The organism is Herbaspirillum sp. C9C3, assembly GCF_013359625.1.
Lineage (GTDB): Bacteria > Pseudomonadota > Gammaproteobacteria > Burkholderiales > Burkholderiaceae_D > Herbaspirillum.
The window spans coordinates 148,360-169,998 of sequence record NZ_JABFMQ010000001.1; the positions used below are offsets into that span (position 1 = coordinate 148,360).

20 protein-coding genes and 1 tRNA gene are annotated in these 21,639 nt (G+C 61.5%); 15 read left to right on the forward strand and 6 right to left on the reverse strand.

Features of this window, described 5'->3' with window-relative positions:
• The first annotated feature begins 140 nt into the window (after positions 1-140).
• On the forward strand, positions 141-671 hold the full coding sequence (locus HNO82_RS00715) for a serine O-acetyltransferase (RefSeq protein ID WP_175342429.1): 531 nt from the start codon (positions 141-143) through the stop codon (positions 669-671).
• 170 nt (positions 672-841) lie between these two features.
• Here HNO82_RS00715 and HNO82_RS00720 read toward each other — a convergent pair whose 3' ends face one another.
• Together HNO82_RS00720 and HNO82_RS00725 are read right to left on the reverse strand one after the other, a co-directional pair.
• Positions 842-1,387, reverse strand: a complete 546-nt coding sequence (locus HNO82_RS00720; RefSeq protein WP_008328086.1) for an FxDxF family PEP-CTERM protein — start codon at positions 1,385-1,387, stop codon at positions 842-844.
• Positions 1,388-2,106: 719 nt separating this feature from the next.
• On the reverse strand, positions 2,107-3,261 hold the full coding sequence (locus HNO82_RS00725) for a glycerate kinase (protein WP_175342605.1): 1,155 nt from the start codon (positions 3,259-3,261) through the stop codon (positions 2,107-2,109).
• A gap of 697 nt (positions 3,262-3,958) precedes the next feature.
• Here HNO82_RS00725 and HNO82_RS00730 point away from each other — a divergent pair.
• Entirely contained in the window at positions 3,959-4,852 is an 894-nt protein-coding gene (locus HNO82_RS00730) for a hypothetical protein (RefSeq protein WP_249776900.1), read from the forward strand.
• A 130-nt stretch (positions 4,853-4,982) separates the two neighbouring features.
• A tRNA-Pro gene (locus tag HNO82_RS00735) sits at positions 4,983-5,059 on the forward strand.
• A gap of 270 nt (positions 5,060-5,329) precedes the next feature.
• Here the strand turns inward: HNO82_RS00735 and HNO82_RS00740 are convergent.
• Both HNO82_RS00740 and HNO82_RS00745 read right to left on the reverse strand, forming a co-directional pair.
• Positions 5,330-5,581, reverse strand: coding sequence for a hypothetical protein (locus HNO82_RS00740; RefSeq protein ID WP_175342430.1), 252 nt, complete (start codon positions 5,579-5,581; stop codon positions 5,330-5,332).
• A gap of 405 nt (positions 5,582-5,986) precedes the next feature.
• Positions 5,987-7,066 (reverse strand): acyltransferase family protein, encoded by a 1,080-nt coding sequence (locus HNO82_RS00745; protein WP_249776901.1) that lies wholly within the window; start codon positions 7,064-7,066, stop codon positions 5,987-5,989.
• A gap of 271 nt (positions 7,067-7,337) precedes the next feature.
• Between HNO82_RS00745 and HNO82_RS00750 the strand changes: the two genes are divergently transcribed.
• A complete protein-coding gene (locus tag HNO82_RS00750; protein WP_034350226.1) occupies positions 7,338-7,580 on the forward strand; it encodes a hypothetical protein in 243 nt (80 codons plus the stop codon).
• 89 nt (positions 7,581-7,669) lie between these two features.
• Here HNO82_RS00750 and dmeF read toward each other — a convergent pair whose 3' ends face one another.
• Positions 7,670-8,641, reverse strand: a complete 972-nt coding sequence (gene dmeF / locus HNO82_RS00755) for a CDF family Co(II)/Ni(II) efflux transporter DmeF (RefSeq protein WP_175342432.1) — start codon at positions 8,639-8,641, stop codon at positions 7,670-7,672.
• 16 nt (positions 8,642-8,657) lie between these two features.
• Entirely contained in the window at positions 8,658-8,933 is a 276-nt protein-coding gene (locus HNO82_RS00760; RefSeq protein WP_008328095.1) for a metal/formaldehyde-sensitive transcriptional repressor, read from the reverse strand.
• Between the two features lie 245 nt (positions 8,934-9,178).
• Between HNO82_RS00760 and HNO82_RS00765 the strand changes: the two genes are divergently transcribed.
• From HNO82_RS00765 to HNO82_RS00815, 11 genes are all read left to right on the forward strand, one after another.
• A complete protein-coding gene (locus HNO82_RS00765; protein WP_249776902.1) occupies positions 9,179-10,867 on the forward strand; it encodes a methyl-accepting chemotaxis protein in 1,689 nt (562 codons plus the stop codon).
• A 193-nt stretch (positions 10,868-11,060) separates the two neighbouring features.
• Positions 11,061-11,933, forward strand: coding sequence for a CheR family methyltransferase (locus tag HNO82_RS00770; RefSeq protein ID WP_008328105.1), 873 nt, complete (start codon positions 11,061-11,063; stop codon positions 11,931-11,933).
• A complete protein-coding gene (cheD, locus tag HNO82_RS00775; protein WP_008328106.1) occupies positions 11,930-12,535 on the forward strand; it encodes a chemoreceptor glutamine deamidase CheD in 606 nt (201 codons plus the stop codon). The genes HNO82_RS00770 and cheD overlap by 4 nt, the downstream gene beginning before the upstream one ends.
• Before the next feature lie 69 nt (positions 12,536-12,604).
• Positions 12,605-13,681: a protein-glutamate methylesterase/protein-glutamine glutaminase gene (locus HNO82_RS00780; RefSeq protein ID WP_217509766.1), complete on the forward strand. Its 1,077-nt coding sequence runs from the start codon at positions 12,605-12,607 to the stop codon at positions 13,679-13,681.
• 175 nt (positions 13,682-13,856) lie between these two features.
• Positions 13,857-14,252, forward strand: a complete 396-nt coding sequence (gene cheY / locus HNO82_RS00785; RefSeq protein WP_006712751.1) for a chemotaxis response regulator CheY — start codon at positions 13,857-13,859, stop codon at positions 14,250-14,252.
• Positions 14,245-14,904, forward strand: coding sequence for a protein phosphatase CheZ (cheZ, locus tag HNO82_RS00790; protein WP_008328120.1), 660 nt, complete (start codon positions 14,245-14,247; stop codon positions 14,902-14,904). Before cheY ends, cheZ begins: the two co-directional genes overlap by 8 nt.
• 360 nt (positions 14,905-15,264) lie before the next feature.
• Complete coding sequence (gene flhB, locus HNO82_RS00795; protein ID WP_008328122.1) at positions 15,265-16,440, forward strand: flagellar biosynthesis protein FlhB; 1,176 nt, start codon at positions 15,265-15,267, stop codon at positions 16,438-16,440.
• A gap of 2 nt (positions 16,441-16,442) precedes the next feature.
• On the forward strand, positions 16,443-18,551 hold the full coding sequence (gene flhA, locus HNO82_RS00800; RefSeq protein WP_175342434.1) for a flagellar biosynthesis protein FlhA: 2,109 nt from the start codon (positions 16,443-16,445) through the stop codon (positions 18,549-18,551).
• Positions 18,548-20,041, forward strand: coding sequence for a flagellar biosynthesis GTPase FlhF (flhF, locus tag HNO82_RS00805; protein ID WP_008328127.1), 1,494 nt, complete (start codon positions 18,548-18,550; stop codon positions 20,039-20,041). The genes flhA and flhF overlap by 4 nt, the downstream gene beginning before the upstream one ends.
• 34 nt (positions 20,042-20,075) lie before the next feature.
• Positions 20,076-20,879: a MinD/ParA family ATP-binding protein gene (locus HNO82_RS00810; RefSeq protein WP_008328129.1), complete on the forward strand. Its 804-nt coding sequence runs from the start codon at positions 20,076-20,078 to the stop codon at positions 20,877-20,879.
• A 5-nt stretch (positions 20,880-20,884) separates the two neighbouring features.
• The gene (locus HNO82_RS00815) at positions 20,885-21,622 is read left to right on the forward strand and encodes an RNA polymerase sigma factor FliA (protein ID WP_175342435.1); all 738 of its coding nucleotides are present in this window, start codon (positions 20,885-20,887) and stop codon (positions 21,620-21,622) included.
• Positions 21,623-21,639: the final 17 nt, after the last annotated feature.

A 21,639-nucleotide genomic window follows, 5' to 3' on the forward strand; every position in this document is an offset into this window, starting at 1 on the left:
ACGCAAAAAACCGTTGTGAAGCGCTGCGAAGTTTTTGTTGTCTGTATGTGAAGTTTTTGACCTTCATGATGACAAGGCGACAAGATCGCGGCTGATGCTGATAAAAGCTTGATCAATGACCGATTTTGAAAGGAACATGGATGTCGCGGGATCCTGACTGGAGGGCTGATCTGGAGCGCTACAACCTGCGCCGCCCGTTCTTGAAAGAACAATCGATCTGGGCCATCTGGGTCTATCGCTGGGGGCGGCGCATCGAGGCCCGACCGGCCGGATGGGTGCGCAAGTTGCACAATGTATTTTATTGGCCGGTATTTCGCCTCACTGAAACCGCATTCGGCATCAGCCTGCCGCGGGGGGCCAGGATTGGCCCCGGACTGCGGATCTGGCACTTCGGCAATATCTTCGTCAATGAACAGGCGGTCATCGGTGCACGTTGCACGCTGCGGCAGGGGGTGACCATCGGCAATCGCCATGCGGACGGGCCTTCGCCGGTCATTGGCGATGATGTCGAACTGGGAGCCTATGCCCAGGTGCTCGGGGGGATTCATCTAGGAGATGGTTGCAAGATCGGGGCAATGTCGGTGGTATTGCACGACGTTCCCGCCGGAGCCACGGCAGTGGGGGCGCCTGCCAGGATCGTGGCAATGCCGTCGGCGGATTCGCCGGCATAAGCGGTTTTTGGAATAAAGCTTCACCTGTCCGCAAGGGGGGCAATTGTGCAGGGGCAGTGGCTGCACATCCGGTAGCGCTACGCTGCCGGTCCCGCCTCTATATCGCGGACGTAAAAAAGCCCGAGCACTTTGTGCCCGGGCTTTTTTATTCATATCGGCCGAATGGCGGCTCAGGCGGCAGTCATGCCCATGGGCATCGACAGCTTCTGTTCGCCACGGCGACGACGCCACGCCATCATGCCCACGAAGACCAGGCCGCCCAGCATCATGGCGGTGGTGGAGACTTCGGGGACCGACGAGGTCAGGGTCAGGTTGCCGCCGTAGGTGCCCTTGCCGGTGATGTTGAGCGAGTAGTTGCCGGCGCTCAGGCGCGAGGCGTCCACGCTGAAGGTGATGATGGTGTTCTTGCCCGCCGTGGAGCTCGACGACACGCCCGTGGCGATGGTCGCGTTGGTGGTGGTGTTGACCAGGTTATAGCTGGTCAGGCCGCCGCCATTGGTGGAAACGAAGGTCGCCGTCACCGCCGACGAGATGTCGGTCAGGCTGGAGATGGTGAAGGTGTAGCTATCGGTAAAAGACTGGTTGGCCAGGTACTTGGGCGAGCTGATGGACGCGGTGCCACCCGTGGTGTCCAGTACGAAGGAGGTGGCGTGGGCCGCAGTGCCGGCCATCGACAGTGCCAGGGCAACTGCGGAAGTGGCGAGAAGTTTTTTCATGGGATCAATCCTTAAGTTTGTAACTATGTGTAATGAGGATTGCGCGTGGCGCTCTCCATTCAAAAGCAGATCAACTCACTTTGCTGCCGGATTGCCCTCGGACACTTGCGTCGTGGCCAATCTTTTTATTGCCTGAAATCAATCGATTCCTGACAAATTCTGACGAATGTTACAAAAAATGTGCTGATGTCGGAACTATAACATTCTGACCCCAGCTGAGCAATGAAATTTAGGCTGAAAATTCACTTTTCCTGATTTTTTTCATCGGCCGGAAACCCGCTCCAGTAAAGGATTTCAACAATTTCTGCCGGGCACTAATGCAGAGTTGTGCACTGCGGAAACTAAGAAATCCGTATGGCAATTATTTTGTTTTATTGATAACGATTTTAGCAGATTTAGTTAATTAAATAACATCTAAAATTGCATTTTAAATAATGTCTAAATGAAAACTAAATAGAAGTGATCTTTACCAGTATCAGGATTGCCAGAATGACATCCAAATTGCATTGAGAGAGGCGGGGTGTTGTTTTATTGATAAAGCATCCGTACGTTGATTTCTCCGCTGGCATTCAGCGCAGAAGAGCGGGCTTAGATCGTCGGGCCGGAAGATGCGAACGCATTCCCGATGGAGGCAGGGAGCGTTGAGGTGAGGAGGGGGAGGTGGGTGGTACCAAGGCAGACCGGTCGGTCTGCCCTGGTACCGCCAGAGCGGCTCAAGCTTATTGGTCGACGCTGGCGTGCCACAGGCGCGCCAGTTGTTCGCCGCTGTCCTTGAGCAGGTCAGGCGCCTGTGCAATGGCTTCTTGCAGGCTCATGGGACCGAAGGCAATCGAAAAGCAGCCGGAGAAGCTGGTCTGCAGTTTTTCCAGTGACTTGCGGTCGATCCCGCCGGAGAGCAGAGTCGTTGGAACTCCGGCGCGACGCGCCCGCTGGCTGGCAATGAAGGGGGCCTTGCCGTGCAGGGTTTGGGCGTCGCTGCGGCCTTCGCCGGTAATGAGCCAGTCTGCACCGGCCAGGGCCTGATCCAGTCCGATGTGGTCGGCCACGGTCTCTGCACCTGAGTGGAATTGCGCGCCCAGCATCAGCAAGGCGTAGCCCAGGCCGCCTGCAGCCCCGGCACCCGGCCGGGTGGCCGCCTGGTGGCCCAGTGCAGCCTCCAGCACGCGGGCGAAATGGGCGAGGGCGCGGTCGATCACGGGCACCTGTTCCGGCTGTACGCCTTTTTGCGGACCAAACACGGCGGTCGCACCTTCTTCACCGCAGAGGGGATTGTCGACATCCGACATGGCCACGAATTGCGCCTGCTTCACCCGCGGATCCAGCAAGGAAGCATCTACCCGGGCAATGCGCTGTAGCTGTGCCGGAACCGGAGGCACAGGCTCGCCGGCAGCATCCAGGAATTTCACGCCGAGCGCTGCCAGCAAGCCGGCGCCACCATCATTGGTGCTGCTCCCGCCCAGGGCCACCAGGAAATGACGGGCACCGCGATCGAGCAGGCTGAGGATGGCATCCCCCACCCCCAGGGTGGTGCGCTCATCGACGGCCAGCGCGGTGCCGGCTGCATCGGTCAAGCCGACGATGGCCGCCGATTCCACGACTGCACTGCCATTGTTGAGGATGCCCACTGGCGCCGTGAAGGGGTCTCCTGCCGCATTGCGGCAGGTTACGGTCAGGCGCTCGCCACCGGCGTGCATGAGCGCATCCAGCGTGCCTTCGCCGCCATCGGCAATCGGGCATAGCCGGACCTCGGCATCAGGGATGGCGCGCTTGATGCCCGCGCCGATGGCGGCGGCCACCTCTTGAGCCGAGAGTGAACCTTTGAACGAATCGGGAGCGATGACAACAACGGGGGCGCGGTGGGAGGAGGCTGGCATGGTCATGTTGAGCGGCTTGTTCTGAAGCGCGGCACCGTGCAGGGCAAGGCGCGCGGAGGTCTCGTTTTATGATGGCGCCGCACTGGCGTGCGGCATGGCTTGTTGCTGCGCCATTATATAAGTTGCGTGATCCTGCATTATGGTTGCGCGGGTATAGGCAGTAAAAACACCTGGTGAAGATCCGTTTGCCTGCCGACATGTTCATATGCCGACAGGTAGAGCGCGTAACAAAGGGTAAGCGTGATGGCTGCGCCGGGGCCGCTGGGCGATAGTGTCACGTTGGCGCTGCAGCGCCTGAGGAGCCATTCATATGAAGCATCTTTCGCGTCTTGCGCTCTTGTCGTGTGCATTGCCGACGGTTCTGCTGCTCGGTGGTTGCGTGGCAGTCCCTGCAAGCCCGTACAGCGGTGCGGCGGTTTATCCGGCGCAGCCGGTCTATTCTCCTTATTACGGCTATCCCGCTTATCCTGCCTACCCGGCTTACAGTTATCCCTCTTCGTCCTTCTATTTTGGGTACAGCAGTGGTTGGGGTGGTCACCGACGCTGGCGTTAGGGAGGGCGAGGTGCTTGTTCGCAATGTTGTCCGGTTCCCATGACAAAACCGGCTAAAATGGCGCCTTTGCCGATGGGCATGCAGGACAGGGCAAGAGCGGGACGAGGCGCATGGGGCGTTCGTATCCGAGCTCTGCGGCACTGATTGCAGGCCGTTGCGCCGCAGCCGTCTTCACACCGTATGAGTTTTTCCGTTTCGTCGACCCGAACAGAGGTGATTTCCCGATCCCGGCGCCGCACTGCGCTGGGCATTGCCTCGTCGGTGCTGGTCCACGCAGCACTGTTCATGTTCGTGCGCGCCAAGCTGAATGAAGCGCCCCCGAGATTTGATGCGCCCGGCCGACCGGATGCGCCATTGCAGGTCACGTTCGTCAGGCCTGCGGCTCCGGTGGTCCAGCCTGAGCCTCCCAAGCCTGTGCCGGAGCCGAAAAAGCCCGAGCCGGTCCACAAGAAGCCGGTTTCCAGGCCGGCTCCGCGCCACAGCGCGCCAGCGGTGCGCCATTCTGTGCCGCAGCGTACGCCGCTGCCGGTGAAGCAGGCGCCCGGCAGTCAAGCCGCGGCAGCGCCTGCAGCGCCGGCGGAAGACTTCATGACGTCGATCAACCGCAATCGTCAGAAGCGCGAGGAGGCCGAGCAGGCCGCTGCCCAGGAAAATGCAGCCGCGCGGGCGGCGGAAAACCCGTCTGCCAACGATATTGCGCGCGCCAACATCGCCTTCCAGGATCGGCGTGGTCGCGGCACCAATGGCGTTTTCCAGATCATCAGCATGGGCCCGCGCGTGGCGCAATACAGCTTCCGTGGCTGGACGACCGACCAGCGGCGCAGCCAGAACCAGTTGATCGAGGTGGACGCCGGTTTTGGCGGTAACGTGCAGCTGGCGGTGGTCAACAGCATGATCGCGTTGATCCGTCGGTACTATCAGGGTGATTTCAATTTCGATTCACAGAAGCTGGGGCGGGTGGTGACCTTGTCGGCCAGACTGGAAGATACCAAGGGATTGCAGAATTTCCTGCTCAATGAATTCTTTGGCGAGCGGTGAGTATTTGAGTCTTGTGGAAGGGGAGAGCGTGCGGACAGATGCGCGCGAGTCCTCCCGATAAATGATTAAAAATGTTTTGCAGAAACAGTTGATTTAATAACACAGGCGCTCTATAATCTTTGTCTTCAGTCGGGGCGTAGCGCAGCCTGGTAGCGTACTTGCATGGGGTGCAAGGGGTCGTGTGTTCGAATCACACCGTCCCGACCAACAGATGAAATGGCGTCAGCAATATCGGCGCACAAAAAAGCGGCATCACGAATTTCGTGGTGCCGCTTTTTATTTGGACTTACTCTTGATTGCTTGTCGCTGCGTTTTGGGGATGCTTGGCGCGAACGTATCTTGGCGGAAGACGTAAGTCTTGAGCGCAGCGCGCCTAGCGCCAATCGATGTGTTTTGCAAAGTTTGGGAAACTGAGCAATCAGCTTCACCCAGGAGCATTTACGTAGTTCGATGAAAGGTCAAATGGTGCCGCACACATCACCTTTGGGCATCAAACCAAAGGGCTACGAGAAGTGCTCCAAGCGCTGCTATCGAATTTCCAGCCAGCATTCCTAGGATGAAAATTTCTTCAGCAAGATCAAATTCTTGGGATAGCAAAGTGCAGCCCGTCACGCCCGTTAAAATGAATGCTACCCCGAGCTTTGGATGGGCATTCATCCTTTCCCTAAGAATGAGTTTGTTCTCCTGGGCTTCCTGAACTGCAGGTCCCTGCTCCTCACGCGTGTTCATATTCTGTTGCCCCTAATCTACTCCGTCCCCGAGTGCCCGCAGTTGTGCTTGGCCGCGCAATATTACTTGCAAATTGATTAACTGTCAGTTAATTGTCAGATTGTGACGACAAATGCACTGCCAGTTGAAGAGTCTTGACGGAGGAGGTCGTGATGGGGCCTGACAAGCTCAGAGTGGCGAGAAAGAAGCCCGTGCCAAGACTAGGTGCTGCATCTCTGTTCTCACCTGGAAAACTAAGGTGCGTCAGCAATTGGCACACAGGAGGGCGACGCAACGAATTTCCTTAGTCGCTTTTGTTTCTGGCTATCGATGGCGCGTGGTCGTGGATGATCTCGCGGTCTGCTTCTGGCAGAAGAATGGCTGCCTCAAAGATCAGCCCGTCCAAGCCTCGGCTTGCCGCGCTGCTTATTTCAACTGCCCGCTGGTCGCAGATGCCGAAAATGCCCGTCCTCGTTCTCCGATGACCTTGCGCACGGGCGCGTCATAGAAGTAATGCAGCACCCATGCGATCCCGATCAGGAGGGCAAGAAACGTGATTCCAGCCCACGGGGCAAATTCGGACACCAGGCGACCGCTCGTGAAGATCGGGAAGGCGTGTCTGATCAGTTCGGCCAGTGGACTATGGACGATGTAGATCGGATAGGAAATCACGCCGAGGAACTGGCAGATCCGGGCCAGACTGCCCGATGGCTGGTACCGCATTCCCGCATAGACCAGGAGCGGGAAGATGAGGCACACCGCCACCACATCGTAGAAGGGGACAATACCAGCGGAGGGTGATGCCATCAGCGTCAAGGTCACCGCGATAATGGCCAGGCCCGCTCTGCCATTGCCGAGCACGGCGCGATGGTTGACGCGTACAAGCCAGCGGTACAGCAGAACGCCCGCCGCAAAAGAAAATCCCACACGTAACAGGCTGACATGGTAAGTGCGTCGATGGAAGCCGGCGTCCAGGCTATGTTGTGAAGACATGGCCACAAAAAGAATCATTCCGGCCAAGCAAGTCAGCATCAGTGCCGCCAAGGCGCGGTCGTTGAGCCGGCGCACTTTCCAGCCATAGATGAAGTTGGCGATCATTTCCGAGGACAGCGACCAGGCCGGGCCATTCAGTGGAAAGAGCAGGCTGGAGTACAGTGCTGGCAGCATGAGCAGGCCCGCCATGGCCGCAATCGGCAGTTTCCCCTGGAAGGCTGACAAACCGGTCAGTACCGCCAAGATGCCGATGCAGATTCCGAGAAAGTACAGCGGATAGAGCCGTAGCAGGCGAATCCACATGAACCGGGGCAGATTCATGTCAGTCTTGAGGCGCTGCTCGTAGGAGCGCGCCACCACTGCGCCACTGAGCAAAAAGAAAAGATCGACGGCCAGATAGCTTGAAAAGAACGGGTTGTCACCGAAATACGCAGTGGTATGACGGAGAACCACGAGAATGGCAGCAATGCCCCGGAAACCGTCCAGGGTGAGGAAGTGATCTTTGTGGGTCATGCTCAGCTCGCGGTTCTTGTTCAATTGCCCTGACTTGACTGCGCGGCGCTGAGCCGGGCGTCGAAGCTGCTGGCAATTTGAGCAATGCTGGCCGAGTAGTTCCCTGATGAGCTCGGGTATATTTTTACGGCGTTGCTTGACGCGTTACACAAACACACAATTTGGCGTCCTCTGCCGAATGCTTGAGCTCGTTACCTGATCACCACCCCCAAGTGGTTCCGGCGCCTTCGGGCGCCGGCCCTTTCCGCCAAACAAAATCAGGAGCAAGCCCATGAAATCCCTCGTATTGATACCGGCGTTGGCCGCGGCCTTCGGCCTGAGCGGCTGCGTCGTGGCCCCGCCCACGGTGCGGCCGGCCTATGTGGCCGAGCCGGCTTACGTGGCACCGCCCGGCGTAGTGTACGTGCAGCCCACCTATGCCTCGCCCGGTCCCGGCTGGGTCTGGGAATATCACGCCCACTATGGCTGGGGCTGGCATCATCCGCGCTACGGCTGGCATCGCGGCTGGCGCTGAACCTGAGCCCAACGGATGGGCCAGACGCAACAACAGCGGCCTCGGCCGCTGTTTTTTCTTGATCCCTCCCGGCACCCGGTGCCACCTGTTTATCGGGCTTGATGCAGTTCCAGTGTCAGGTGGCGCAGCTCGGTCACGGTCGCCAGTTTCTGGCGCAGTTGCGCCTCCGTCATGACCTGCCTGGCCGATACGCTGACAATGGCCGCCCGCGCCGCAGGACCGATGCGCCAGACATGCAGGTCCTCGATCTGCACCGGCGCATCGGCCAGCGCCCGCTCGATCCGCGTCGCCACCTGCGCATCGGTCACGTCCAGCAGCACTGCCGCACTGGAGCGCAACAGGCTCCACGACCAACGTGCAATCACCACCGCGCCCACCACCCCCATCAACGGATCCAGCCAGGTCCAGCCCAGATAGAGCCCCGCCAGCAGAGCGGCAATGGCCAGCACCGAAGTGAGGGCGTCGGCCACCACGTGCAGATAGGCCGAACGCAGGTTGTTGTCCTGCCCTTCGTGATGATGGCCGTGATGATCGTGCCCATGCCCGTGGTGATCCTCGTGAGCGGGATGTGCATGCGCCGCTTCATGGGCATGATCTTGACCATGCCCATGCCCCTCCATCAGCAACAGGGCACTGACGATGTTGACGATCAGGCCGACGACCGCAATCGGAATCGCCTCGCCAAAATCCACCACGCTGGGACTGGCCAGTCGCCACAGCGATTCGCCGCCGATACCGATGGCGATGACCGCCAGTACCAGCGCCGAAGCAAAGCCGGCCAGGTCGCCGACCTTGCCGGTGCCAAAGCTGAATCGCTCGTCGTGCGCATGCCGACGGGCAAACACGTAGGCGCCCGCGGCAATGGCCAGCGCCCCCGTGTGGGTAGCCATGTGGAAGCCATCAGCCAGCAGGGCCATGGAGCCGGTCAGGTAGCCCACTGCGATTTCGGCCACCATCATCACCGCCGTCAGGGCGACCACCCACAGTGTGCGGCGGGTGTTGCGGTCATGGTTGGCGCCCAGATAGTTGTGGTCGTGGCGGTAAGTGGCGTGGCTGTTCATGCTGTCTCCTTTGATCTCATTTGGCATAGCGGCGGATCGCTTCCAGGAGCTCTTCCAGCCCCTGTTGGCGTTCTTCGTCGCTCAGACCCGATCGGGCCACGTGTTCGCGGGCATGCGATTCGATCAGTTCATCCATCAGGCCGTGCACGGCACCGCGAATGGCCGCCGCCAGGTGCAAGGTCCTGGCGCAGTCGGCTTGACCTTCCAGCGCGCGCTCCAGCGCCTGCAACTGCCCACCGATGCGACGCACACGATTGAGCAGGGCATCCGTGTGCTGTGTCAGATGAGCCATATACCATACCCCCCTATCCTATAAAGTGAGGCGATTATAGTCGTACCGGAGAAAAAGTGTTGGGTGCCCGGTGCGCGAGGTATCGGGCCTGTTGTGATGTGGCAATATGGGATATGAAGATTTGGTCGTTCAGTTAGGCGTAAGCTGGCCGCTATAGCCTCTAATGACTGCGGCGTGTTCCGTCCGCAGTCAAGCCTGTGTGGGATCAGGTGAAGAAAAGCGGAAAAATCCGCGAGGAGACAAGAATGGGGAAGATCACGGAGACCGGTGCATCCGCCCGGACATGGAGCGGCGCATTGCCCTGGATGGCGGGCCTGGTGCTGGGCGGCGCAACGGCGCTGGCGCTGCATGCTGCCGGTGCGGCGCAGTGGCTGAGCGCGCCAGGCTGCAGCGGCGTAGCTGTCCTGCTGGGCCTGTTGGCGTTTTCGCTGGCGCAGCGGCGCGGGCAGACCGGGGATGGGCAACTGGTGGACAAGATTGGTGGGGAGATCGATCACATCATGATCGGGGCGGCCGAGACGTCCTTCTTTGTCGATACCATCAAGACCAAGATCAGCAAGGACGTGGTCGCTGCCGACCGCATCACGGCCAGTGCCGAGCAGAACGCGACCACCACCGAACAGATTGCGGCCAATGCCGAGCGCGCCTCGGCCATTGCGGCAGAAGTCCGTACCGAAAGCGTCAGCGGCCGTTCCGAGGTCGACCGAGGGCTGGAGCAGATCGGGCAGGCGCGTACGGATGCCTTGTCGGCGTCGTCGATGATGGCGCAGTTGCAGGAAAAGTCGCGACGCATCCATGGCATCACCGAAGTGATCAGCGAGATTGCCGCCCGCACCAACCTGCTGGCCTTGAACGCGGCCATCGAAGCGGCCCGTGCCGGCGAGCAGGGGCGCGGGTTTGCCGTGGTGGCCGGGGAGGTGCGCCAGCTGGCCCAGCGCACCAAGGAAGCCACCGACGATATCGGCGTGATGGTGCGCGCCATCACCGAAGAAGCCGAGCGTGCCGCCACGGGCATGAATTCGCTCAGCAGCCGCGTGCTGGAGGCGGCGCAGAACGTGGAAAAGGTGCATGGGCTGCTCAACAGCATCGAACGTTCCGCCAGCCAGTCGCAGGAACAGATCGAGGAAATCGCGGTAGCCTCGCGCGAACACGTGCAGACTACCCAGGAGATCGCCGAGGCCATCACCGACATTCGCAACGGCATGCTGCAGACTGATCACGAACTGCCGCGCGTGGCGGCGTCGGCCATGCTGCTCTCGGAGCGGGCCGAGGCCGTGTTCGAGGCCATCATCGATGGCGGTGCGCGCAGCGGACACGACGCCATTCGTCTGGCAGCAAGCGGTGCCGCGCAGGCGGTGGGCAAGCTCTTCGAGGCCTCGATCCGGTCCGGTCAGATCAGCGAAGCAGCCCTGTTCGACCGCAGCTACAAGCCCATTCCCAACACCTCGCCACAAAAGCATTCCAGCCAGTTCGACGGTTTTACCGACCGCGTCCTGCCGGCGATCCAGGAAGCACTGCTGGCCAGCATGCCGCAACTGGCCTATGCGGGTGCCGTCGACAATAACGGTTACTTTCCAACCCACAACAAGAAGTTCTCCCAGCCCCTGACCGGTGACTACGACACCGACCTGGTCAACAACCGCACCAAGCGCATCTTCAGCGACCGCACCGGCAAGCGCTGCGGGGCCAACACCAGACCCTTCCTGTTGCAGACCTATAGACGCGATACCGGCGAGGTGATGCACGACCTGTCGGTGCCGATCTACGTCAACGGCAAGCACTGGGGCGGGTTCCGGGTAGGGTATCGGTCCAGCCATACTCCGGCGCAGTCTTCCGCACTGGCTCCAGAGGCTGCGGCTCCGGTCAGCAAGGCCGCAGCACGCTCGCCGGGGAGTGGGCGTCCCGCGCGGCCGGTGAGGATTTCCAAGGTTTGAGAAGCCTATGCACGTCGGCCCCTGATTGACTTGCCGCAATAGGGGGGTAAAACCGTTTCATTTCCACGGCTGATTCGCTTGACCCCGCCAGACGGCTGATAGATTATGCGCCAAGGGGGTGTCCGTCCTGATAGGGCGGGCGATAGACAGCAAGCAGCGTCTCAAGGGGCGCTGCGCCAGGGAAGGAAAGACAGTGAAGCCGACGGTACCAGGCAAGGGCGAATCATCCGGCAAGGAGTTCGATTTCAACAGCCGTGATTTCGAGCGTGTGCGTGGCCTCATCTACCAGCGGGCCGGCATCGCGCTGGCCGACAGCAAGCAGGAAATGGTTTACAGCCGCCTGGCGCGGCGCCTGCGGGCCACCGGCATCACCTCCTTCCAGCAATACCTGGACATGCTGGAGCGCACCCACGACTCCGACGAGTGGGAAGCCTTCACCAATGCGCTGACCACCAATCTGACCTCGTTCTTCCGCGAGGCGCATCACTTCCCGATCCTGGCCGATTTCCTCAAGACCCTGAAGGAACCCGCGACCATCTGGTGTTCGGCGGCCTCCACCGGAGAAGAGCCCTATACCATCGCCATGACCGCCTGCGAAGCCTATGGCTCGATGACGCCACCGGTACAGATCGTGGCCACCGACATCGATACCAATGTGCTGGCCACCGGCGCCAATGGCGTCTACCCCATGGAGCGCATCGAGAAGATGTCGCCCGAGCGGGTCAAGAAATTCTTCCTGCGCGGCAAGGGTAGCCATGAGGGCTACGTACGCGTGCGTCCTGAACTGCGCAAGCTGATTACCTTCAAGCAGCTCAATCTGCTGGGCGACGGCTGGCCCCTGAGCGGTCAGTTCGACGTGATCTTCTGCCGCAACGTGATGATCTATTTCGATAAACCGACCCAGAGCAAGATCCTGTCCCGATTCGTCCCCTTGATGAAGCCTCATGCCCTGCTGTTCGCCGGCCATTCGGAGAACTTCCTGTATGTCTCCGATGCCCTCAAGCTCAAGGGCAAGACGGTCTATGAACTCAATGCCACGCAGCGCGTCGCAAGGACCAAGCCATGAGCCAGGCCTCGGAGCAGATTGCCACCAATCTCTATTACGATCGCACCTTCGATTGCGATGCGGCCAAGATCTTGCCGGGCGAGTACTACTTCACCACCAAGGACATGATGATCGTCACCGTGCTGGGCTCCTGCGTGTCGGCCTGCATCCGTGATCGCGTCTCCGGCATCGGCGGCATGAACCACTTCATGCTGCCCGACGGCGGCGGCGACGACGGCAGCCCGGTCTCGGCCTCGGCACGTTACGGTACCTATGCCATGGAAGTGCTGATCAACGACGTGCTCAAGTCCGGCGCGCGACGCGAGAACCTGGAAGCCAAGGTATTTGGTGGAGGCAATGTGCTGCGGGGCTTCTCGGCCATCAATGTGGGCGAGCGCAATGCCGAATTCGTGCGGCGCTACCTTAAAGCGGAAAACATCCGCGTGGTCGCGGAAGATCTCAACGACATCTATCCGCGCAAGGTCTATTTTTTCCCGCGGACCGGCAAGGTGCTGGTCAAGAAACTGAAACAGATGCACAACGACACGCTGGTCAATCGCGAAAAAGCCTACGCCAGCAAGCTGGTCACCAAGCCGGTCGGTGGCGAGGTGGATCTGTTCTGACGGGGTGGGGCGGGCACTGCCCGGCCGTAACCGGGGCAACCTGCAATATTGAGTTTGAGTGACTGAGTGATGAAAATTAAAGTTCTTATCGTCGACGATTCGGCACTGATCCGCAGTGTCATGCGCGAAATCATCAGCAGCCAGCCGGACATGGAAGTGGTCGGCGTGGCGCCGGACCCGATCATTGCGCGCGAGCTGATCAAGCAGACCAATCCGGACGTGCTCACGCTGGACGTGGAAATGCCGCGCATGGATGGCCTGGATTTCCTGGAAAAGCTCATGCGTCTGCGCCCCATGCCGGTGGTGATGGTGTCTTCGCTGACCGAGCGCGGCTCCGAAATCACCCTGCGCGCGCTGGAGCTGGGGGCGATCGATTTCGTGACCAAGCCCAAGATCTCGATCCAGAGCGGCATGCAGGAGTATGCCGACATGATCGCCGAGAAGATCCGCGCCGCCGCCAAGGCGCGCGTACGCGCCCGTCCGTCGCGCGCGGCCGAGCAGGCCGCCACGCCCGGCGAGGCCTTGCCGCAGATTCGCAATCCGCTCACCAGTAGCGAAAAGTTGATCATCATTGGCGCCTCCACCGGCGGCACCGAAGCCATCAAGGAATTCCTGATCCGCATGCCCTCCGACTGCCCGGGTATCCTCATCACCCAGCATATGCCGGAGGGCTTTACGCGTTCCTTCGCCCAGCGTCTGAACAACCTGTGCAAGATCTCGGTGGTGGAGTCGGCCGGCAATGAACGCGTGCTGCCCGGCCATGCCTATATCGCACCGGGCCACTCGCACCTCAAGCTGGTGCGCAGCGGCGCCAACTACATGACCCAGCTCGATCAGGGACCGCCGGTGAACCGTCATCGCCCCTCGGTGGACGTGCTGTTCCAGTCGGCCGCCACCTGTGCCGGCAAGAATGCGGTGGGCGTGATCCTGACCGGCATGGGCAAGGATGGTGCCCAGGGCATGCTGGAGATGCGCAATGCCGGTGCCTACAACTTTGCCCAGGATGAAGCGTCCTGTGTGGTCTTCGGCATGCCGCGCGAAGCCATCGCCATCGGTGCCGCGCACGAAGTCCTGTCGCTGCAGGCCATGCCGGGCAGGGTGCTGGCGTGGCTGGCGGAACACGGAAGTCGCGCACTGCGCGTCTGAAGCGGGTTTCGGCGCGGATTGTTCTGCCGATTTTGTTTTGCTGCACTACAATGCGAGGCAGATGAGGGGCAGCACGGGCGCTCAGCCCGTGCTGAGGTGAAAAGAGGTATCGGTTCAAGTTGGCTCATGCACTTGCCGATAACCAAGAATTCAATTGTTCAGATGGAGTCTTAGCATGTCGGGTCCCAATACCAAGTTCTTAGTCGTCGACGATTTTTCGACCATGCGCCGCATCGTGCGCAACCTGCTCAAGGAATTGGGCTATACCAACGTGGATGAGGCCGAAGATGGCGTGCAGGCGTTGCAGAAGCTGCGCAGCGACCAGTTCGACTTCGTCGTCTCCGACTGGAACATGCCCAACATGGACGGCCTGACCATGCTGCAGGAAATCCGCAAGGATCCGGCCCTCTCCAAGCTGCCCGTGCTGATGGTGACCGCCGAAGCCAAGAAGGAGAACATCGTCGCCGCCGCCCAGGCCGGTGCCAACGGCTACGTGGTCAAGCCTTTCACCGCCGCCACGCTGGATGAAAAGCTGGGCAAGATCTTCGAAAAGATGGCCGCAGGTGGCTGAGGTGGACAACGCTGCCAATCCTGCCCGTACCGCTTCCGGCGAGGGTGCCGGGGTCAACGACGAGGTGCTGGTCCGCATCGGCCACATGACGCGCAACCTGCACGACAGCTTGCGCGGTCTGGGTTTCGACCGGCTTCTGGAGAAGGCCGCCAGCGACATGCCCGACGCGCGTGACCGCCTGGAATACGTGGCCCGCATGACCGAGCAGGCGGCCCAGCGCGTGCTCAATGCCACCGAACTGGCCAGTCCGCTGCAGGAGCGCATCAATGAGGGTGCCAGCGAACTCAAGGCGCAATGGGATGCAGCGGCCACCGGCAGCTTTGCCGAAGCCGATGTCCGCGCCCTGGCGGCAAAGACTTCGGCCTTCCTGGCCCAGACCAGCGAGGACAGCAGCCTCACCAAGCAGCAACTGCTGGACATCATGATGGCCCAGGACTTCCAGGACCTGACCGGCCAGGTCATCAAGCGCGTCACCAAGCTGGCGCATGACCTGGAGTCGCAACTGGTGCAACTGCTGGTGGACTATGCCCCGTCCGAGACCAAGCGCGAAGATACCGGCCTGCTCAACGGTCCGCAGATCGATCCGGCCGGCAAGGATGTCATCGCCAACCAGGGCCAGGTGGACGACCTGTTGGAGAGCCTGGGCTTCTGAAGTCGTTCTCTTCCTGCCGTTTTACCCGCAAACGCTCCGTGACTTGCCATTGAGGCAACTTCGGAGCGTTTTGTCTTGATGTGGCCTGTACGCCACGCGGGACCTGCCTTCCGGGCCGGGCAGGTGGCCGCGAGGGCCCGTCCGGCTTGACTTTCTTCATCTATTGCTGAACCGATACGCAGCGTTTTGTCGCAGGCAGACCCTTGGGTTTTTGCCTAGTCCGAAATGGGGCAGCTTTTCGCCCTTATTCCCCTGATGCTCGGGGCGCTTGCTCGCCAATAATCCTAGCCTATTGTTCTAGAAATCCGTCCAGCGCGTGCAGTGCTGGAGGAAAAGCGGTTTAGCAGGGGGATACGGCGGATGGCCGAAGACAGCGACATGGAGCGGACCGAACCCGCCACGGGCAAACGCATTGAGCGTGCCCGTGAGCAGGGGGATGTCCCGCGTTCGCGTGAATTGGCCACGACCTTGATGCTGCTGGTTGGTGGCAGCTGTGTCTGGCTCTTCAGTGGTTCGGTGGTCACCAGCCTGGATCGCGTGCTGGTGGCGACCATGAGTTTTGAGCGGGCGGCCGCTTTCGATCCGGTGGTGATGTTCGACATGCTCGCCGCGCACCTGCTGGATGTGGCCATCGCGCTCATTCCCATCGCCTTCATGATGGTGCTGGCGACCATCGCGGCCCCGCTGATGCTGGGGGGCTGGCTGTTCAATGTCGAGTCGCTGGCGCCCAAATTCAGCAAGCTCAACCCCATCAGCGGCCTGTCCAACATGTTTTCGGTCAATTCGCTGGTGGAACTGGGCAAGGCCGTGCTCAAGACTCTCTTGGTGGGAATCGTGGCCTGGATGGCCATTCGCAGCCAGCTCGATGCCGTGCTGGGGCTGGGGGTGGAGTCGCTCAAGACCGCCGGCGCGCATTCGGCGCAGTTGCTGTGGTTCAGCTTCATCACCATGGTCTCGGCGCTGATCCTCATCGCCGTGCTGGATGTGCCTTACCAGATCTGGAATTACGGCCGCAAGCTGCGCATGACGCGCGAAGAGGTCAAGCAGGAGCACAAGGAATCCGAAGGCGACCCGCACATCAAGGGCAAGATCCGCGCGATGCAGCGCGCCATGGCCCGTCGCCGCATGATGGCTGAAGTGCCCACTGCCGACGTGGTGGTCACCAACCCGACCCATTATGCGGTGGCCCTGAAGTACGCCGAAGGCAAGATGGGCGCGCCCAAGGTCGTGGCCAAAGGTGCCGATGACATCGCCGCCAAGATCCGCGAACTGGCCCGCGAGCACAAGGTTCCGCTGCTGGAAGCGCCGCCCCTGGCGCGTGCGCTGCACACCCATACCGAGATCGGCGACGAGATCCCCGAGGCGCTCTACACCGCCGTGGCAGAAGTGCTGGCCTATGTCTTCCAGCTGCGTACCTATGGGCAGTTCGGCGGCAATCGTCCGGTCGAACCGACCGATCTGGCCGTGCCCAGAGAGCTCGATCCGGCGACCGCGCCCAAGAAACCGCGCGGACCCAAGAATAGAAACAGACGGTAACAATGGCAACCAAACTCAACACCATGAAAATCCCGGCCTGGGTCCCGATCAAGAATGGTCGGGCGCTGGCGGCGCCCATCCTCATCATCATGATGCTGGCGATGATGGTGCTGCCCTTGCCGGCCTTCATGCTGGATCTGCTGTTCAGCTTCAACATCTCGCTGTCGGTGATCGTGCTGATGACTGCGCTCTACACCGTCAAGCCACTGGACTTCATCGCCTTCCCGGCGGTGCTGCTGGTGTCGACCATGCTGCGCCTGTCGCTCAACGTGGCCTCCACCCGTATCGTGCTCACCGAAGGACATACCGGCCCGGATGCGGCCGGCAAGGTGATCGAGGCCTTCGGTCACTTCCTCATCGGTGGCAATTACACCGTCGGTATCGTGGTGTTCGTGATCCTGACCATCATCAACTTCATGGTGGTGACCAAGGGTGCCGGTCGTATCGCCGAAGTGGGCGCACGCTTCACCCTGGACGCCATGCCCGGCAAGCAGATGGCCATCGACGCCGACCTCAACGCCGGCCTCATCGGTGAGCCCGAGGCGCGCGCCCGCCGCAAGGAAGTGGCGCAGGAGTCCGAGTTCTACGGCGCCATGGACGGTGCCTCCAAGTATGTGCGCGGTGACGCCATCGCCGGCATCATCGTGACCGTGGTCAACATCGTCGGCGGCCTGGTGGTGGGCATGGTGCAGCATGACCTGGCCTTCGATGCAGCCCTGAAGAACTACACGTTGCTGGCCATCGGTGACGGCCTGGTGGCGCAGATTCCCTCGCTGATCATCTCGACGGCCGCCGGTGTGGTGGTCTCGCGCGTGGCCAACGATCAGGACGTGGGCGGACAGCTGATCAATCAGCTCTTCGCCAAGCCGGAGGTACTCTACATCACCGCCATCATCATCGGCGGCATGGGCATGATCCCGGGCATGCCGCACATTGCCTTCCTGCTGCTGGCGGCGGCCATGGGGGGCGGCGCTTATGCCATCGGCAAGCGTACCGAAAAGGCCAAGACCGAGGCTGCTGCGTCGGCGCCCCAGGCAGCGGCTTCGGCCGCCGCGCCCTCCGAGGCCGAGGAGGCCACCTGGAACGACGTCATGCCGGTCGATACCCTGGGCCTGGAAGTGGGTTATCGCCTCATTCCGCTGGTGGACAAGGGGCAGGGCGGGGAACTGCTCAAGCGCATCAAGGGTATCCGCAAGAAGTTCGCCCAGGAGGTCGGTTTCCTGTCGCCGCCGATTCATATCCGCGACAACCTGGAACTGAAACCCTCGGCCTATCGCATCACCTTGAAGGGCGTGGAAGTGGGCAATGGCGAGGCACATGCCGGCCAGTACCTGGCCATCAATCCCGGCATGGTGACCGGTCCGCTGCCGGGCATGATGACCTCGGACCCGGCCTTCGGCCTGCCGGCCGTGTGGATCGACAGCGGCCTGCGCGAACAGGCTTCCACCATGGGTTATACCGTGGTCGATGCCGGCACCGTGGTGGCGACCCACCTCAATCACCTCATCACCACCCATGCCGCCGAGCTGCTGGGCCGCCAGGAAGTGCAGAGCCTGCTGGACCACCTGGCCAAGGAAGCCCCCAAGCTGGTGGAAGACCTGGTGCCCAAGATGCTGCCGCTGGGCACCCTGCAGAAGGTCTTGCAAAACCTCTTGCTGGAAGGGGTGCATATCCGCGATATGCGCACTATCATCGAAACATTGGCCGAGCATGCCGCGCGCATTCAGGACCCGACCGACCTCACGGCGATTGTGCGGATTGCCTTGGGCCGGGCCATCGTGCAACAGATTTTCCCGGGCGAGAACGAGCTGGCCGTCATGGCCCTCGATTCCAAGCTCGAACGCCTGCTCATGCAGGCACTGCAAGCCAGCGGCGAGACCGGCGGTATCGAGCCGGGCCTGGCCGATTCGCTGGTACAGCAGACCGAGATGGCCGCGCAACGCCAGGAACAGATGGGCCTGGCGCCGGTGCTGCTGGTCGGTGCACCGCTGCGGACCTTGCTGGCGCGCTTCTTGCGCCGCGCCATGCCGCAGTTGCGCGTGCTGTCGCACGCTGAAGTCCCCGAGTCGAAAACGATTAAAGTTACCAGCCTAGTTGGAGGGCAAGCATGAACGTCAAGAAATTTATCGCCAATTCTTCTCGCGAGGCCTGGCGCCAGGTTCGCGAGGCGCTTGGTCCGGATGCCGTCATTCTCTCCAACCGCAACATTCCTGACGGGGTGGAGATCCTGGCCATGGCCAACGAGGACATGACCACCCTGGTGGCGCCGACCGGCGCGCGCGATCCGAACGGACGTGCCCAGGCGGCTTCGCTGCAGCAGCAGTCGGGCTTGCCCAGCGCCCAGCAGCCGCGGCGTCCGGCCCTGCTGTCCTCCCCGGTGGCGCAGCAGCCCACTCGCGCAGCACGCCCCGAGAACGCGCCACTACTGGATCAGCCCGCCCAGGCGCGTACCCCGGCGCGCGCGGCAGAACCTGCATCGGCCAGCGACGCCCGCGTCTGGCGCAGCCGCCGCGCCGAGCAGGCCGCTGGCGGCCGGGCAGCGACCTCGGCGCAGCAGGCGCAGGAGTCCGGCGAGCAGGATATGCGCCCGCGCTCGGCGCTGCCCGAATTCGATGGCAAGGACTATGATGAAATCCTGTCCGAGGTCATGAGTGAAATCCGCTCCATGCGCGGTGTACTGGAAACCCAGTTGGCCGAGATTTCCTGGGGCGGCACGCAGAAGCGCGACCCGCTCAAGGGTGTAGTCCTCAAGGAAATGCTGGCGGCCGGTTTTTCGGCCAGCCTGTCGCGTCTGATTACCGAAAACCTGCCCGCCAACTCGAAGTCGCAGGACATCATGTTCTGGGTCAAGTCGGTGCTGGCACGCAACCTCAATACCCTGGCCAACGAAAACGAGCTGCTCGAAAACGGCGGCGTCTTCGCCCTGGTCGGCCCCACCGGCGTGGGCAAGACCACCACCACCGCCAAGCTGGCGGCGCGCTGCGTGATGCGCCACGGCTCCGGCAAGCTGGCCCTGATCACCACCGACGGCTACCGCATCGGCGGTTACGAACAACTGCGCATCTACGGCAAGATCCTGGGCGTGATGGTGCACTCGGTCAAGGATGAGACCGACCTGCGCATCGCTCTGGAAGAGTTGAAAGGCAAGCACACCGTGCTGATCGACACCGCCGGCGTGGGCCAGCGCGATCAGATGGTGGCCGAGCAGGACGCCATGCTGGCCGGTGCCGGCGTGGACATCAAGCGCCTGCTGTGCCTGAACGCCACCGCCACCGGCGGGACCCTGAACGAAGTAGTGCATGCCTATTCCAGCTCCGGTCTGGCCGGCTGCATCATCACCAAACTCGATGAAGCCGCCACCATCGGCAATGTGCTCGATGTGGTGATCCGCCACAAGCTCAATCTGCATTACGTCGCCAATGGTCAGCGCGTGCCGGAAGATCTGCACGTGGCCAACAAGCTGTATCTGGCCGACCGCGCCTTCAAGCAGAAGCGCGAAACCGCGCCCTTCGAGTTCCAGGAGGGCGAGTTGCCGGGCGTGATCGGGCCGACCGCGATGTCGATGAATGACAAGGGCCTGCGCGAGGTGAGCTTTGGCTAGTTACGACATCGACCAGGCAGCAGGACTGCGCCGGATGCTGGAAAGGCCGGTGCCGCGACTGTTTACCTTCTTCTCCGTCCTCGGCGAGGAAGAGAAGAGCGCCATGCTCATCAACCTGGCGGCCTCGCTGTCCCAGGCCAAGCACAGTGTGCTGGTCGTGGATGGCGACGTGGCCAGTACCGGACTGTTGACGCGCATCGGCTTGCGCCATGACGTGGCCACGCTGCAGGAGGTGGCGCGCATGGAGCGTCCCTTGATCGAGGCTACTCGTCTGCTGCCGGAAGGATTTTCGATGGCGCGCATCGCCCGCCGCAGCGTTCCTTCGGCCACCGACCCGCACGCAGGACGGCTGGCCGAGATCTTCGACAGCCTGATCGGCCAGGCCGAGATCACCCTGGTCAATGGCGTGCTGGCGCGCGACCTGTCGCTGCCGGTGCCGACCATGGAAATGGGTGAGATCGTGATTCAGGTGTCGACCACGGCCTCGTCGATCAAATCGGCCTATGTGCTCCTGAAGAGCCTGAGCGACCGTATCGGTCGCCGTCCCTTCAGTCTCATCGTCAACGATGCCACCGAAGCCGAAGCCCGCACCGTCTATGCCAACATGGCCCAGGCTGCCAGCCGTTACCTGGCGGCGCAATTGAATTTCATGGGGTCGATTCCGGCCGATGACCATATCCGCCGGGCCACCGGGCAGGGCCGGGCAGTGATGGACGTGTTTCCCTTCGCCGGGGCGGCGCTGGCGTTCCAGCGCCTCTCCAAGCGCTTTACGGCGACCCCGGACGCGACCGGCAGCAGCTACCGCATGGCCACCGACGGTGCCAGCCTGGGAGTGTGACGTGCATGTATAACGTCAAGGGAAAAAAGGGCAAGAACGACGTGCTGGAGCAGCATGCGCCGCTGGTCAGGAAGCTGGCGCATCAGCTCAAGGCCAAGCTGCCCCCCAGCGTAGAGGTGGACGACCTGATCCAGGCCGGCATGATGGGCCTGCTCGACGCCGTCAACCGCTATGAGGAAACCCATGGCGCGCAGTTTGAGACCTATGCCGTGCAGCGTATCCGTGGCGCCATGCTCGACGAACTGCGCAGCAGCGACTGGCTGCCGCGCAGCATCCGCCAGAATGCGCGCAAGGTGGAAGAGGCCATGCAGACCCTGCTGCAGCAACTGGGCCGCCAGCCGCAGGAGGCGGAAGTGGCGCAGCACATGAAGATCAGTCTGAGCGATTACCAGGCCCTGCTGACCGACTGTGGTGGCCATCAACTGATTTATTACGAGGACTTTCACGACGACGAGGGCGGTCATGAGCACTTCCTGGACCGCTATCAGACCGGCGAGGGTGAGGATGATCCGCTGCAGAGCCTGATCAACGGCGGTTTCCGTGAAGCAGTGGTGGATTCCATCAAGGCCCTGCCCGAGCGTGAGCAGCTCCTCATGGCGCTGTACTACGAGCAGGAAATGAACCTCAAGGAAATCGGTGCGGTCATGGGTGTCTCCGAATCGCGCGTATGCCAGCTGCACAGCCAGGCGATTTCGCGCATGCGTACCTATCTGCGCGAGCATTCCTGGAGCGGGGTGGCCTGAGTCCGCAGTACGACAAT